We start from the raw sequence: 14269 nt of genomic DNA, 5'->3' as shown, positions 1-14269 counted from the left end.
ACAACAAACGGGAGCCGGACATGTCGCAGAGCACTGCTTCACCCAAGTCCAGTCATCCGCGCTGGCTACGCCTGACCCATTGGCTCAACGCCCTGGCGGTGCTAGTGATGGTCACCAGCGGTTGGCGCATCTACAACGCCTCGCCGATCTACGATTTCAGCTTTCCCAATTCGATCACCCTCGGCGGCTGGCTGGCAGGCGCGCTGCAATGGCATTTCGCGGCGATGTGGTTCCTGGCGATAAACGGCCTGATCTACCTGGCCTTCAATCTGTTCAGCGGACGCCTGAAGCGGCGTTTCTTCCCGGTTTCACCCAAAGGCGTGCTGCATGACCTGTGGGCCGCCTTGCGCGGAAAACTCGGGCACGCCGACCTCAGTCATTACAACCAGGTGCAGCGGGTGGCGTACCTGTTCGTGATGGTCGACATCCTCCTGCTGGTGCTCTCCGGGCTGGTGTTGTGGAAGTCGGTGCAGTTTCCGCTGTTGCGTGAGTTGCTGTTCGGCTACGAGGGCGCACGCCGCGTGCACTTCTTCGCCATGGCTCTGCTGGTGGCCTTCGTGGCGGTGCATCTGGTGATGGTCGCACTGGTTCCAAAAACGCTGTTGGCCATGATCGTCGGCCGCAAGGAGCAGGTATGAAAAAGCGCATTCAGGTACCCGGGCTGGACGAGGCGTCGATCCTGACCGACGCCCGCAAGATCCTCGCCCCGCAGATCGAAGACCGCTCGCGCCGCTCGTTCCTGTTGCGTGGCCTGACCCTTGGCGGCGTGGCGATGTTGTCCGGCTGCAACATCACCGACAACGACAGCGTCGAGACCGCGCTGTCGTCCATGTCACGCTTCAACGACCGGGTGCAGGGCTGGCTGTTCAACCCCAACGCGATGGCGCCGACCTATCCCGAATCGATGATCACCCGGCCGTTTCCGTTCAATGCCTTCTACGGCATCGACGAGGCGCCGACGGTGGAGGAGGAGGGCTATCGCCTGGAAGTCACCGGCCTGGTCGCCGACAAGCGCAGCTGGCGCCTCGAAGAGCTGCGGGCCATGGCCCAGACCGAGCAGATCACCCGGCACATTTGCGTTGAAGGCTGGAGCGCGATCGGGCGTTGGGGCGGCGTGCGCTTCAGCGATTTCCTCAAGCGCATCGGCGCCGACACCGATGCCAAATACATCGGCTTCAAATGCGCCGACGACTACTACACCAGCATCGACATGGCCACCGCGCTGCATGCGCAGACCCTGCTGGCACTGACCTGGGACGGCGCGGTGCTGCCGCGCGAATACGGCTTCCCGATGAAGCTGCGCATGCCCACCAAGCTTGGTTACAAGAACCCCAAACACATTCAGGCGATTTTCGTCAGCAACACCTACAGCGGCGGCTACTGGGAAGACCAGGGCTACAACTGGTTCGGTGGCAGCTGACGGGTGCCTGGCCATTTCACACCTCCACAACCCACGCTCCAAGGAGTTTCATCATGAAAAAGTTGACCACTGTTGTTCTGTCCATGTGCCTGGCCGTTGGTGCTGCCTCTGTGTTCGCCGCTGACACCATGAGCAACGACAGCATGAGCAAGGATTCGATGTCCAAGGACGCCATGTCCAAAGATGCGATGAAGAAGACCGATTCGATGTCCAAGGACGCCATGTCCAAAGACAGCATGTCCAAGGATGCAATGTCCAAGGACGCGATGAAAAAAGACGCAATGTCCAAGGATGCGATGAAAAAAAGTGAAATGTCGCAGTAAGTCCAGCCACCGCAGACCCTGTGGGAGCGAGCTTGCTCGCGATGAGGGCATGGCAGTCGACATCTATGTTGACTGATCCACCGCCATCGCGAGCAAGCTCGCTCCCACAGGTTTTTCCTATTGTCGATCTGCTGCATCAAAAATGAATTTCCGCCGAGTCCGCTGCTCATACCTTTTAGGTAGCGGATCAGAACCCGCGAAATCATTGAGGCAATCAGGGAGCGGCACGGTCATGAGTCGAGTACCGACGGCGGGTGGGGATCTTCCTGGCGGGTTGATTCTGGTGGTTGAGGACGACCCGCTGATCCTTGAGTTTCTCTGTGAGATTCTTCAGGAGGAAGGTTTTGTCGTCGAGCCGAAAATCAGTGCGGACGCGGCAGCGATTTATCTGGAACAGCATGCGCCGCAGGTGGGCATGCTGCTGACAGATATCACCATGCCCGGCACGCTCAATGGCGCGGACCTGGCCAACCAGTTCGGCGATCGCTGGCCGGACAAGCCGATCATGATCATGTCCGGTTTCGAAACCCCTGAAAGCGCAGGTGTGCGGCACGCGGTCTCCTTCATCAAGAAGCCCTGGATGATTGGCGGGCTGCTCGATTGCGTGGGCCAGACCTTCAAGTCCAAACGACTCAACTGAGCTGCGCGCAGATGCTACATTGCCGGGCAAATCCGTCCGGCACCTGCGAGGCTCCTTTCCTTGTCCGATCACTCTGTTTTCAACTCGACTTACCGTGCCTTTCTGTTCGACATGGACGGCACCGTCCTGACGTCCATTGCCGCCGCCGAGCGGGTCTGGACCACCTGGGCCGTGCGCCATGGTGTCGATGTCGACAGCTTTCTGCCGACCATTCACGGTGCCCGCGCCATCGACACCATCAGGCGCCTGTGCTTGCCCGGGGTGGATGCCGAGGCCGAAGCCGCGTGGATTACCGAAGCGGAAATCGTCGACGTCGACGGGGTCCTGGAAGTGGCTGGCGCGGCGAAATTCTTGCGGTCCTTACCAGCCAGCCAATGGGCCATCGTCACTTCCGCCCCGCGGGAACTGGCGTTGCGGCGGATGGCCGCGGCGGGGATTCCCGAGCCTGCCGTCATGATCACCGCCGAGGATGTGACTGTCGGCAAACCGGACCCCGCGGGTTATCGCCTCGCGGCCCGGCGCCTGGGTGTCGAGCCTGGGCAGTGCCTGGTTTTTGAAGACGCCACGGTGGGGATTCTGGCGGCCGAGGCGGCGGGGGCGGACTTGATGATTGTCACGGCGACTCATGAGCAGCCTGTTGAGACGTCGCATGCGACGTTGGCAAGTTATGAATCGGTGCGGGTTCTGGTGGATGCCGAAGGTCTGCGCCTGCACGCCGTCTAATGTGGGATCAGTGTTCCTGTCAGTAAAGTCCCGGGATCAGCCGCCAGCTGCGGGCGCAATAGGCCTCGTATTCGCTGCCGAACTGCGCCCTGAGCAAGGCCTCTTCCGAGTGAATGCGCGCAATCAGCGGGATCAGCGTCAGCGCCACCAATATCAGCCCGACACCAGAACGAAAGGCCAGCGCCCAACCCATGCCGATGATCATCATCCCCAGATAACTGGGATTGCGCAGGTTGCGGTAAATCCCATCAGTGACCAGTCGATGGCCCGGCTGAATGGCCACCAACCCACTGAAGCGCTTGCCCAGCACAAACACCGGCCACAACCGCAGCGCGCCGCCGACGATGAACAACAGCGCCCCAAGCCAGCGCACGCCTTCACCGCCAAAAGTGCAGAAATCGATGCGGTCGGTATAGGCCGGCAAAAAACCGCTCAGCACACCGATCACGCCGAAAGCCGGGAGGACCCAGCGATTGGCCCGGTCTTCGCGTTCGCCCGAGCTCAGGTTGACTTCGGTGAACAGAGACGCGACAGCCATGATCAGGGTGGCCAGGGCAACGACGACCAGTGAACCGTGGCTGAAATAGGCTGCGAAACCACCCAGTCCCCAGATCGCCAGGGCGAGGTAGGCGAGGGTGCTGACGATGGCGAAAAACGCCAGTTTGGCCGAGATTTTCATGGTGCCTCCACGAATTGGCTTACGTAGGAGCTGACGTAGGCTGCGATCTTTTGATCGTTCTTTGGCCTTCGAGTTTCCATGGGTAAAAGATCGCAGCCTGCGCCAGACCGCTGAGACGGTCGCCCCGAGGCCGGGTGAACTAAACTTGCATGAGAGGACCGCTCACCGCCGGCTCGCGCAAGCTCGACGAGCCGGTGGCGTGAAACAGGAGCCCGTATGCTTCACATCCGCACGCCTTTGATCCTGCACCCAGGCCTCTCGACCCCGACCCGCCGTATCTGGCTGAAACTGGAAAACCTGCAACCCAGCGGCTCGTTCAAAATACGCGGCGTTGGGTTGCTGTGCAGCCGGGCGGCGCAGCAGGGCAAGCGCAAAGTGGTCTGTCCCTCCGCCGGTAACGCGGGACTGGCCACGGCCATGGCCGCTGCATGCCTGGGGCTCAAGGCATGCATCGTGGTGCCGCACACCACCCCGCAAAGCACCCGGGCGCGGATCAGCAATACCGGCGCCGAGGTGATCGTCCACGGCAAGGTCTGGGACGAAGCCAATCAACGGGCACGGGAACTCGCCCAGGACCCACGCAGTGAATTCGTGCCGGCCTTCGACCACCCGCTGTTGTGGGAAGGGCACAGCACCATGGTCGATGAAATCCTTGAAGACTGCCCGCCAGTGGATGTGCTGGTGACATCGGTGGGTGGCGGTGGCTTGCTGGCGGGGCTGCTCACCGGACTGATTCGTCATCGGCACACCGATTGCCGCATCGTAGCCTGCGAAACCGAAGGCGCGGCGTCGTTCGCCGCGGCGGTGGCGGCCGGGCACCCGGTCAAACTGGCGAAAATCGACACCGTCGCCACGTCCCTGGGCGCCGCGCAAGTGGCCGCCTGGCCGGTCAGGCACATCGGCGATTTTTCCCATGAGTGCGTGGTGCTCAGTGATGATGAGGCGATCATGGGCGTGGTGCGTTACGCCAATGATTTGCGTCAGCTGGTCGAACCGGCGTGCGGGGTTTCATTGGCGATTGCCTACCTGGATCACCCGGCGATTGCCGACGCCAATGACGTGGTGATCGTGGTATGCGGCGGGGTGAGTATCAACGCGCAACTCGTGGCCGGGTGGGCACGCTTGTCCACCGGCACGCATGCGAGGTAGGGCTGGAAACGCTATCCCGGTGTCACAAGCCCCACCGCTGGCGATGATGATCTTCAGTGATCGGTGGCAACGCCTTCCTGGACGAGAATGGCGCGGGCCAGGTCCTCGTCGCTTGCGTTGTTGAGGGCGGGATTGTCCTGGCGGATCTTTTTCAACACCGACTCCAGGTAAGCACCACGAATCGCACCGCCGCTGGCGACGAAGCTGGATGCGTCATCCCGGGCGGGAATCATGAGTTTGTCGTCTTTGAACGTCGAGTACAGCGACGCGGAAACCCCGGCGGAAGTGGCGACGTCACCCGCATCCACTTTGGCCAGAGCCGAGCCGAAGGGTAAACAAAGTACCAGGGAAGAAATGATAAACATGCGGCGCATGACGGTGTCCTCCGACAGCATGAAGCATAAGGGAAGTACCACATAGTTTAGGATGCGTGGCGGTCGCCGAGAGTTCCCTGGCATTAGCAAGGAACGGGGTGAGAGGGAGGCAAGGTCGTTGAACGTCGATATTCAAAGCGTGGTGGTCGGGGCCGGCGTGGTCGGGCTGGCGGTGGCCAGGGCCCTGGCCATGAGCGGGCGGGAGGTGCTGGTGGTGGAGGCCTGCGGGGGTATTGGGACGGGCATCAGTTCGCGTAATTCAGAAGTGATTCACGCCGGCATCTATTACCCAGGCGGCAGCCTCAAGGCGCGGCTGTGTGTGGAAGGCAAGCAGCGTCTCTACGCCTATTGCGATGAGCACGGTGTCGATTACCGGCGCGTGGGCAAGCTGATCGTGGCCACTGATGAGCAGCAGCGCGCGGCTTTGCAGCGCCTGTTGCAGCAGGCGCGTGTCAATGGTGTCGATGACCTGCAATGGCTGGATGGCCCGCAGGCCCGGGAGCTTGAACCGGCGTTGTCCTGCGTCGCGGCGCTGTGGTCGCCGTCTACCGGTATCGTCGATTCCCACGGGCTGATGCTGGCGCTTCAGGGCGATGCCCAGAGGTTTGGCGCCACGCTGGCCTTGCACACGCCGCTGCTGTTGGCCCGTTGCATCGAACAGGGTTTCGAACTGCACATGGGCGGCAGTCAACCCATGACGTTGTGCTGCCGCGAACTGATCAACTGCGCGGGGCTGTCCACTCCCGAGGTGGCGAGCAGCATCGTCGGATTGTCTGGGCAATTCATTCCCCAGGCGCATCTGTGCAAGGGCAGTTATTTCAGTTTCAGTGGCCGGGCGCCGTTTCGCCATCTGGTGTATCCGGCCCCGGAGAGCGCGGGACTGGGTGTGCACATGACGCTGGACCTGGGCGGGCAGGCGCGCTTCGGGCCGGATGTCGAATGGGTCGAGCACATCGATTACCGCGTCGAGCCCCACCGGGCCGAGGGCTTCTATCAGGCGATCCGCCGCTATTGGCCGGGTTTGCCGGACAACAGCCTGCAACCGGCCTACAGCGGCATTCGCCCGAAAATCAGCGGGCCGACTGAACCGGCCACCGACTTTCTCATCAGCGCTCGCGCCGAACATGGGGTGGCGGGGCTGGTGAATCTGTTCGGCATCGAATCACCGGGGCTGACCAGTTGCCTGGCGCTCGCCGAATACGTGGTGAAACGCCTGGACGACCGATGATCAGGGCTGGCGCTGCTTTGCGGCCATCGGGTCTATGCTAGGGGGTGCGCTTACCGCCATCGGAGAACTCTGATGATCACCGTACGCACTGCCTGCCTGCTGGCCGATTACAAACGCTGGGCCAATCAGCGCCTCTTTGACAGCCTCGCGGCACTCCCTCCGGGCGAAGTCAAAAAAGAACGGGTGTCGGTGTTCAAAAACATGATCGGCACCCTCAATCACGTCTACGTGGTCGATTGCATCTGGCAGGCGCACCTTGAAGGCCGGGGGCATGGCTTCAAGACCTCACACGACCTGCTGCATGCCGACCTGTCCGAACTGCGCATGGCGCAAAAAGCCATCGATCGCTGGTACTGCGACTGGAGCGCCCGGCAAACCGATGCCTCCCTGGACAAGCTCCTGGAATTCACCTTTGTCTCGGGCGAAAGCGGCACCATGAGCGCCGGCGCGATGCTGATGCACGTGGTCAACCACGCCAGCTATCACCGTGGCTGGGTGGTGCAGATGTACTTCGAGATTCCAGCCATGCCACCGGTGACCGACATGCCGGTGTACCTGCGCGAGTCCGAGCCGGTGATCCTGCAGTCGATCAATGCCCCGATAGTGGCGCCGCCATGTGCTGTGCAATTTTCGAGCGCAACCAGCGTTCTGCCGGATCGTTATCGTTGAGCCCGTTCGAGACTATTGGCAGTTCGGACAGGTTGATATCTAACGGTGCATCGTTCGCTCTCACTGGCGTTGATTGGGTTACCCGCTAATCGGTTGGGTCGAGACGATCCAGCGCCCGGTTCACCGCCAGTTCACCGAGCATGATGACCTGTGCAATGCCCAGCAGGGTGTTGCGATGCGAGCCCTCCAGAAAACCCGCCAGATCATTGGTCATCACGTTGGCCGAGGCCAGTGATTCGCAGGCGTGGGCCAGCAGGGTCTCGGTGTCGATGTCGGGGTTGATGGTGAACATCGTGGACGGTTTGTGGGGCGTGGCCATGATGTTGGCGGCGGGGTTGAGGTAGTGATTGAGGGCGCGTTCGGCGGCTTCGTGGAATTGCTTTGAATCGGGGCTTTCGTAGGGGGAGGCGGGATCTGTTACCGGGGGATTGGGTGTGGGCTTGATCATTGATGGAACTCCTAATTGAAATCATGGAGCCTTCAGCCCTCGCTACCAAACGAATGCAAGAACCCGTGAATGCGATTTATCGTTTGAGTCCGATGGCCTACCAACGCCTCCCGAAGACGGTGCTGGGTCGATAGCACTTGCTGTTCCACGGTTTTGATGGCGACGTAACGTGTTTTAGGACGGGATGCGGCTTCGCAGATTGCCTCAGCGTCGATGTAGTCGTTTTTGTTGCCGGTGACGTAGGGTTTTACATGCTGCGGCGCGATCAATTTCACTTGATGACCGAAGGACAAGAGCTTCCTGGCAAGCCAGTGTGAACCGCCACAAGACTCCATCGCTATGGTGCAGGGCTTCAGCCTTGCGGCAAACTCAAGCAAGCGGCTGCGATTGAATTTCTTGCGCAGTACTTCCTTGCCTTTGGCGTCGTGCCCTATGAGATGAAAAGTGCTTATTCCAATATCCAGGCCAAGCAAGTCCAAGATGTCCATGAGAGGTCTCCGCAAGTCAGTGAGAACCCCGGTAAGTTTAGATTTACCGATGCTCCCGTACTGGGCTGACCATCTCATTAGGGTGGCGGCCATACGCGGGTTGGTAGACCGGTAATTAGGAACCCGGCGCTCCCGAGAGAGCCCTGCGCATGGCCACCATAAAACAGAGACCTGAAAGGTCTGCAAACGGTGCGCTATGCGCCTAATTAGTCCGGGCTACCAAACCCGATCGCTGTTTTTCAGCGACCGGCTAACGATAAAGCCCGGGCCCAAGACGCGTAAGCCGGCGGATTCTGGCGTAACCGTAGGCAATGACGCAAGGCGCTGTAGCTTTCATCAAGTTACGCTGACAGCCGTTAAACAAGGGCGGTCAGTCGATGTTTAATGTGCGACTGTCACGACAAAAAAACATGGCTTTGGGCTGAGCGCGAAACCTGTGGGAGCGGGCTTGCCCGCGATGGCGGAGTGTCAGCCGACGGTTTTGTTGACGGGTAGATCGCAATCGCGGGCAAGCCCGCTCCCACAGTGTTATGTGGTGGATTCAGACTCCGTCAGCACCTTCCTGAACGTCTCCACCAGCGGCCGCAGGTTGATCCGGTGCCACGCCGCCCACAGCGGCGTGGTGAAGGAAATCCACGACACTTCCCGCAGCACCACACCCGGCGGTGCATTGCGGCTCAGACCTTTCTGGATCATCGCGATACCCAGTCCCGACGCCACCAACCCCAGCGCGGTGAAAGGCTCGGTGGCTTGCATGCGGATGTCCGGGGTGAAGCCGGCCCGGATGCAGGCGCTGACGAATTCGTCGTGGCAGCTGGCGTTCTGTCGGTGCTGCACGCCGATCCATTCCTGGTCGGCGAGGTCCGCCGGGGTCAGCACAGTCTGCTGCGCCAGCCGATGGTGCTCGGGCAGGGCCAGCAGCATCGGGTCGTCCAGCACCTGGAAACCCAGCAGGTCCGGGTCGTCATCGCTCGGTGGTTCGCTCACCAGGGCAATATCCAGGCTTCGCTGGCGCAAGCCTTCGAGTTGTTCGGCCGAGCTGAGGTTGTACAGCGCCACGTGTACGTTCGGCCGGTCGACCCGCAGCACGCGCAAGGCATTGGGCAACACGCCGGCGTGCATGGCATTTTCGATGTAGCCAATGCACAGGCCGCCTTCTTCGCCACGCCCCAGACGCTTGCCGAGGGATTCCAGTCGATTGGCGTGGGTCAACAGGGCGCGGGTTTCGGCGAGGAAGGTCTGGCCGTCGCGGGTCAGGCGGATGCGTTGCTGGCTGCGCTCGAACAGGGTCAGGCCCAGGCGTTCTTCGAGCTGGGCGATCTGCCGGCTCAGGGGTGACTGGGAAATGTGCAGGCGTTCGGCGGCGCGCCCGACGTGTTCTTCCTCGGCGACGGCGACGAAGTAGCGCAATTGGCGGATGTCGATCATGTCAGACCTGTAGGGACTCAAGTTCTACATATTATGTCTTGGACGGTCCGATCCTTGCAATCTAGGATCTGCTCAACGGTCACTGCACTACTCAACAAGAGATGGCCACTGACACTCAAGAGGATCAATCATGAGCTTGAAAGACAAACTGCCCGGCGCGCTGGGTTTCGGTACCGCGCCGTTGGGCAACATGTTCCGCGCCATCCCGGAAGAAGAAGCGCAAGCGACTGTCCATGCCGCCTGGGATGCTGGCGTGCGCTACTTCGATACCGCGCCGTTCTACGGTTCGGGTCTGTCGGAGATTCGCCTTGGCGCCGCACTGTCGCGCTACAACCGTGACGACTTTGTACTCAGCAGCAAGGTCGGCCGGGTGATCCTCGATGAAATTGAAGACGCCGCCGCCCGTGACCTGGGCGAGAAGAACGGAGTGTTCGAGCATGGCCGGCCGAACAGGATCGTCAACGACTACAGCGCCGATGCAACGATGCGTTCGATCGAAGACAGCCTCAAGCGCCTGCAAACCGATCGCCTGGACATCGTCTGGGTGCACGATATCGCCCAGGATTTCTACGGCGATCAATGGCTGGAGTACTTCAACCAGGCCCGTACCGGTGCCTTCAAAGTGCTGACACGTTTGCGCGAAGAGGGCGTGATCAAGGGCTGGGGTCTGGGGGTGAACAAGGTCGAACCGTGCGAGCTGACCCTTGATCTGAGCGAAGCGCAGCCGGACGGTTTTCTGTTGGCCGGCCGCTACACTCTTCTCGACCATGATCGTGCCTTGCAGCGTCTGATGGATGCTGCCCTGGCGCAGAACGTCGAGATCGTGGTCGGTGGCCCGTACAGCTCGGGCATCCTCGCCGGTGGTGCGCACTTCGAATACCAGAAGGCCAGCCCGGCGATCATCAACAAAGTCGAGCAGATCAAACGCATTGCGGCGGTCCACGGTGTCGACGTCAAAGCCGCTGCATTGCAATTCTCGTTGGCCAACCCGGCAGTGGCCGCGGTGATTCCCGGTTCCAGCCGGCCGCAGCGGATTGCCGAAGATGTGGCTGCGTTGTCGGTGGTGATTCCCGCTGCATTCTGGCAGGCGATGCGTGAGGCGAAGCTGGTTTCCGAGCGCGCACCCTTGCCCCTCATTGGAGCTTGAGCATGAAAATCGATTTGAGCGGAAAACTCGCAATCGTCAGCGGCAGCACCGCCGGCATTGGCCTGGGCATCAGCAAGGCACTGGCCGAGGCGGGCGCCACGGTGGTGGTGATCGGCCGCGACACGGCCAAGGTCGAGCAGGCAATGGCGAGCATTCGCCAGCGTGTTCCTGCTGCGCAATTGCGTGGGGTGACCGCCGACCTCGGCACCGCCGAAGGTGCCGAAATATTGTTCGCCGCCGAACCTCGGGCGGACATCCTGGTGAACAACCTCGGGATCTTCAACACGGTGGATTTCTTCGACGCCCCGGACAGTGAGTGGACACGCTTCTACGAGGTCAACGTGATCTCCGGCGTGCGCCTGTCCCGGCATTACACACCGGACATGGTCAAGCAGGGTTGGGGGCGGGTGATCTTCCTGTCTTCGGAATCCGGCGTGGCGACCCCGGCGGACATGATCAACTACGGCGTGACCAAGAGCGCCAACCTGGCCGTGTCCCATGGCCTGGCCAAACGCCTGGCCGGCACCGGCGTGACGGTCAATGCGATCCTGCCCGGCCCGACCTTTACCGATGGCCTGGAAGACATGCTCAAGGACGCCACGGCCGAATCCGGACGCAGCGCCCGGGACGAAGCCGACGCGTTCGTGCGCAAGGCCCGGCCGACGTCGATCATCCAGCGTGTGGCGGACGTCGAGGAGGTCGCCAATCTGGTGGCCTACATCGCTTCGCCGTTATCCTCGGCCACCACCGGTGCTGCCTTGCGGGTCGACGGCGGTGTCGTCGACAGCCTGGCCATCTGAACCTTACTGATTGGAGAGCGTATTTCATGGCAACTGCATCAGCCTTCATCGACATCCCGGCTTCGGCCGATCAGGTCTGGCAATTGATTGGCGGTTTCAACTCGCTGCCGGACTGGCTGCCGTTCATTCCCAGGAGCGAACTGAGCGAAGGCGGGCGCGTGCGCAGCCTGCAAACGGCGGACGGCGCAGTGGTGATCGAACGCCTGCAAGCCTTCGACAACGCGAGCCAAACCTACAGCTACTCGATTTTGCAGGCACCGTTTCCGGCGACTGATTATCTGGCGACGATCAAGGTTCAAGCGCAAGGCGAGGGCGCGCGGGTGACCTGGTCCGGGAGGTTCGAACCGGTGGGAGTGAGCAACGAGGAAGTGGAGGCGCTGTTTACCGGCATCTATCAGGGCGGGCTTGAAGCGCTGCGGGCCAATTACCCGGCCTGATCCAGCCAGCGGAAAACACCACCACCCCCCTGTGGGAGCGAGCTTGCTCGCGATAGTGGAGTGTCAGGCGAAACATTTTTACCTGATACCCCGCCATCGCGAGCAAGCTCGCTCCCACAGGTACTGTGTCCGCTCAGGCGGATTTGTATCAGGCTTGAGGAATCAAACTCTCCCGACAATCAAGCACCAGCCGCGCGCCACCCAACTCGCTGCTGGCCACTTCCAGGGTAAAACCGTGCAGGCTGACAATCGCCGCGACGATGGACAGCCCCAGCCCGAAGCCGCTTTTGTGATTGCCCGCCTCGGCGCGATAGAAGCGCTGGAACACCGCTTCACGTTCCGCCTCGGGAATGCCCGGGCCGGAGTCGAGCACTTCGATTCGTGTGTGCCCGCCGTCATTGACCCCGCGCAGGATCACCGCGCCGCCGGGCGGGGTGAATTTGATCGAGTTGCTGAGCAGGTTCGCCACCGCTTCGAACATCAGCGCACGGTCGCCATTGAGGGGCGGCAATGACGCGGGCAGGTGCAGCTGGAACACCAGGCCGTCGTCTTCCGCCAGAGGCAGGTAGAACTCATGCAGCTCTTGCAGCAACGCTACCGGGTCCACTTGTACGAAACCGGAGCGACGCTGGCGGTCTTCCAGTTCGGAGATCCGCAGCAACCCGCGGAAACGCGCCATCAGCGTATCGGCCTCGGCCAGCACCAGGTCCAGTTGCATGGCCTGCGGCGAGCCTTCGCCGGCTTGCTGCTGCATGCGGTAAAGCTGCGCGCGCAGACGGGTCAGGGGCGTGCGCAGGTCATGGGCGATGTTGTCGCACACGCCCTTGACCTCGTTCATCAAGCGCTCGATGCGTTCGAGCATGGCGTTGACGATGGCGGCGAGCATGTCCAGTTCGTCACGCCGATTGGACAGTGGCAAGCGCCGGCTCAGGTCGCCGGCGACGATGGCTTCGGCACTGGCCTGTATCCCGCGAATGCGCCGCAACGGGCGCCGGCGCAGCAAATACCAGCCGACAATGCCCGGCACGATGGTCAGGGTCATCCCCCAGAGCAAGGCGTGAAGGATGATCCGGGTCACGGCGAACAACGAACCGTTGTCGCGCACCAGTACCAGCCAGCGGCCGTCGACGGTGCGGGTCGCCACGGCGTCGCAACTGTCGGCGGGCAGCGTCTGCTCGTCGCTGTCGTCGGAGGCATCGCAGTCGCGCAGCATGTGGATCTTGCCATCGAGCGGCAAACCGTCCGGAATGTAGCGCAGGGCGCCGCTGAGGTAACGGTGCTGGGCATCGAACAGGCCATAGGCGTCGATGCCGCGGATGTCGAAGGTCATGCTGACGGCGAGGGCGTCCACCAGTTGCTCGTCGGAGAAACGCGAAAACAGGTGCTGGCGTTGCATCAGCGAATGCTTGGCCAGGTTGTCCAGGTAAGCGGAAACCTCGTAGTACATGACCCCCATGAGGATCCCGCTCCAGATCACGAACAGCGAACTGTAGAGCGCCAGCAGACGGCTGCTGGAAGAACGCCAGCCTTTAGACGGATTCGGCAATGACATAACCCGAGCCTCGCACGGTCCGAATCAGTGGGGCATTGCCAGGCGGGTCGATCTTCTTGCGCAGACGGCCGATGTGTACGTCGATCAGGTTGGTGCCGGGGTCGAAGTGGTAACCCCAGACTTCCTCGAAAATCATCATCCGCGAGAGGATTTGCCCGGTATTGCGCATCAGGAATTCCAGCAGTTTGTATTCGGTGGGCAATAGCGTCAGCAGTTGACCGTCGCGGCTGGCTTCGTGGCTGATCAGGTTCAGCTCCAGATCCGCCACCCGCAGCGTGGTGGCCTGGGCGGTCACGGTGTTCTGCCGGCGCAACAGGACTTCGACCCGGGCGGCCATTTCATCGGTGGCGAAGGGTTTGGTCAGGTAGTCGTCGCCACCGGCGCGCAGGCCGCGCACGCGCTCATCGACGTCGGACAGGGCGCTGATCATCAGGATCGGCGTGGCCACGCCCATGCTCCGCAGCGTGGTGACGATCGCCAGGCCATCGAGCTCGGGCAGCATGCGGTCGAGGGTGATCAGGTCATAGTTGCCGCTGACCGCACGCTCCAGCCCTTCGCGGCCATTGTCGACCCAGTCGACGTCCAGGCCGTGGCTACTCAGTTCGGCGACAATTTCCCGGGCGGTCACGGCGTCGTCTTCGATGGTCAAGATGCGGGTCATAGGGCTGGCCTGATAAGCAGTTCATTACGAAGTTGCGAGCATTTTGCCAAGAATTGCCCGCGACTTAATAAATTAACTTTCATCTAGCTCGCGATAGCGGGCT

The 14269-nt window shown here is 61.5% G+C and carries 17 protein-coding genes and 1 pseudogene; 11 read left to right on the top strand and 7 right to left on the bottom strand.

The genetic code is table 11. From position 1 onward, the window contains the following. The first annotated feature begins 20 nt into the window (after positions 1-20). The 5 genes from AC3IP0_RS17955 (at position 21) to AC3IP0_RS17935 (ending at position 3106) form a co-directional block, all read left to right on the top strand. Positions 21-638 (top strand): cytochrome b/b6 domain-containing protein, encoded by a 618-nt coding sequence (locus tag AC3IP0_RS17955; RefSeq protein WP_489316414.1) that lies wholly within the window; start codon positions 21-23, stop codon positions 636-638. Then, positions 635-1420: a molybdopterin-dependent oxidoreductase gene (locus tag AC3IP0_RS17950; protein ID WP_489325507.1), complete on the top strand. Its 786-nt coding sequence runs from the start codon at positions 635-637 to the stop codon at positions 1418-1420. Before AC3IP0_RS17955 ends, AC3IP0_RS17950 begins: the two co-directional genes overlap by 4 nt. 53 nt (positions 1421-1473) lie before the next feature. Continuing rightward, complete coding sequence (locus AC3IP0_RS17945; RefSeq protein WP_085729164.1) at positions 1474-1743, top strand: pentapeptide MXKDX repeat protein; 270 nt, start codon at positions 1474-1476, stop codon at positions 1741-1743. 232 nt (positions 1744-1975) lie between these two features. Next, the gene (locus tag AC3IP0_RS17940) at positions 1976-2383 is read left to right on the top strand and encodes a response regulator (RefSeq protein WP_489316412.1); all 408 of its coding nucleotides are present in this window, start codon (positions 1976-1978) and stop codon (positions 2381-2383) included. Between the two features lie 60 nt (positions 2384-2443). Further along, entirely contained in the window at positions 2444-3106 is a 663-nt protein-coding gene (locus AC3IP0_RS17935; RefSeq protein WP_489325506.1) for an HAD-IA family hydrolase, read from the top strand. A 19-nt stretch (positions 3107-3125) separates the two neighbouring features. On the opposite strand, the gene AC3IP0_RS17930 is transcribed toward AC3IP0_RS17935, so the two are convergent. Continuing rightward, the gene (locus AC3IP0_RS17930) at positions 3126-3785 is read right to left on the bottom strand and encodes a methyltransferase family protein (protein WP_489325505.1); all 660 of its coding nucleotides are present in this window, start codon (positions 3783-3785) and stop codon (positions 3126-3128) included. A gap of 216 nt (positions 3786-4001) precedes the next feature. On the opposite strand from AC3IP0_RS17930, the gene AC3IP0_RS17925 reads away from it, so the two are divergent. Then, entirely contained in the window at positions 4002-4934 is a 933-nt protein-coding gene (locus AC3IP0_RS17925) for a pyridoxal-phosphate dependent enzyme (protein ID WP_489316409.1), read from the top strand. A gap of 53 nt (positions 4935-4987) precedes the next feature. Here the strand turns inward: AC3IP0_RS17925 and AC3IP0_RS17920 are convergent, their stop codons facing one another. Beyond that, positions 4988-5308, bottom strand: coding sequence for a DUF2388 domain-containing protein (locus AC3IP0_RS17920; protein WP_477777995.1), 321 nt, complete (start codon positions 5306-5308; stop codon positions 4988-4990). A gap of 118 nt (positions 5309-5426) precedes the next feature. On the opposite strand from AC3IP0_RS17920, the gene AC3IP0_RS17915 reads away from it, so the two are divergent. Next, positions 5427-6536: an NAD(P)/FAD-dependent oxidoreductase gene (locus AC3IP0_RS17915; RefSeq protein WP_489316407.1), complete on the top strand. Its 1110-nt coding sequence runs from the start codon at positions 5427-5429 to the stop codon at positions 6534-6536. Positions 6537-6608: 72 nt separating this feature from the next. After that, positions 6609-7205 carry a DinB family protein gene (locus tag AC3IP0_RS17910; RefSeq protein ID WP_489316406.1) on the top strand — a complete coding sequence of 199 codons (597 nt, stop codon included), beginning with the start codon at positions 6609-6611 and terminating at the stop codon, positions 7203-7205. 85 nt (positions 7206-7290) lie between these two features. Here AC3IP0_RS17910 and AC3IP0_RS17905 read toward each other — a convergent pair whose 3' ends face one another. The 3 genes and pseudogenes from AC3IP0_RS17905 to AC3IP0_RS17895 form a co-directional block, all read right to left on the bottom strand. Continuing rightward, positions 7291-7653, bottom strand: coding sequence for a DUF6124 family protein (locus tag AC3IP0_RS17905; RefSeq protein WP_489316405.1), 363 nt, complete (start codon positions 7651-7653; stop codon positions 7291-7293). Positions 7654-7691: 38 nt separating this feature from the next. Then, positions 7692-8141: pseudogene (locus AC3IP0_RS17900) on the bottom strand (IS110 family RNA-guided transposase); the annotation flags it as partial. Between the two features lie 528 nt (positions 8142-8669). After that, positions 8670-9569, bottom strand: coding sequence for a LysR substrate-binding domain-containing protein (locus tag AC3IP0_RS17895; RefSeq protein WP_489325503.1), 900 nt, complete (start codon positions 9567-9569; stop codon positions 8670-8672). 130 nt (positions 9570-9699) lie between these two features. Between AC3IP0_RS17895 and AC3IP0_RS17890 the strand changes: the two genes are divergently transcribed. Genes AC3IP0_RS17890 through AC3IP0_RS17880 form a run of 3 tightly spaced genes read left to right on the top strand, consistent with a single transcriptional unit; the run spans position 9700 to position 11953 of the window. Beyond that, positions 9700-10716 carry an aldo/keto reductase gene (locus AC3IP0_RS17890; protein ID WP_489316403.1) on the top strand — a complete coding sequence of 339 codons (1017 nt, stop codon included), beginning with the start codon at positions 9700-9702 and terminating at the stop codon, positions 10714-10716. 2 nt (positions 10717-10718) lie between these two features. Beyond that, entirely contained in the window at positions 10719-11516 is a 798-nt protein-coding gene (locus AC3IP0_RS17885) for an SDR family NAD(P)-dependent oxidoreductase (RefSeq protein ID WP_223444439.1), read from the top strand. Positions 11517-11542: 26 nt separating this feature from the next. Further along, positions 11543-11953 carry an SRPBCC family protein gene (locus AC3IP0_RS17880; RefSeq protein WP_489316402.1) on the top strand — a complete coding sequence of 137 codons (411 nt, stop codon included), beginning with the start codon at positions 11543-11545 and terminating at the stop codon, positions 11951-11953. Positions 11954-12101: 148 nt separating this feature from the next. Here the strand turns inward: AC3IP0_RS17880 and AC3IP0_RS17875 are convergent, their stop codons facing one another. Continuing rightward, entirely contained in the window at positions 12102-13505 is a 1404-nt protein-coding gene (locus AC3IP0_RS17875; RefSeq protein ID WP_489316401.1) for a sensor histidine kinase, read from the bottom strand. Next, positions 13483-14166: a response regulator transcription factor gene (locus AC3IP0_RS17870; RefSeq protein ID WP_489316400.1), complete on the bottom strand. Its 684-nt coding sequence runs from the start codon at positions 14164-14166 to the stop codon at positions 13483-13485. The genes AC3IP0_RS17875 and AC3IP0_RS17870 overlap by 23 nt, the downstream gene beginning before the upstream one ends. Positions 14167-14269: the final 103 nt, after the last annotated feature.

The sequence above is a fragment of the Pseudomonas sp. GL_103 genome (genome assembly GCF_057835175.1).
This window is presented reverse-complemented; position numbering and strand designations above follow the sequence as displayed.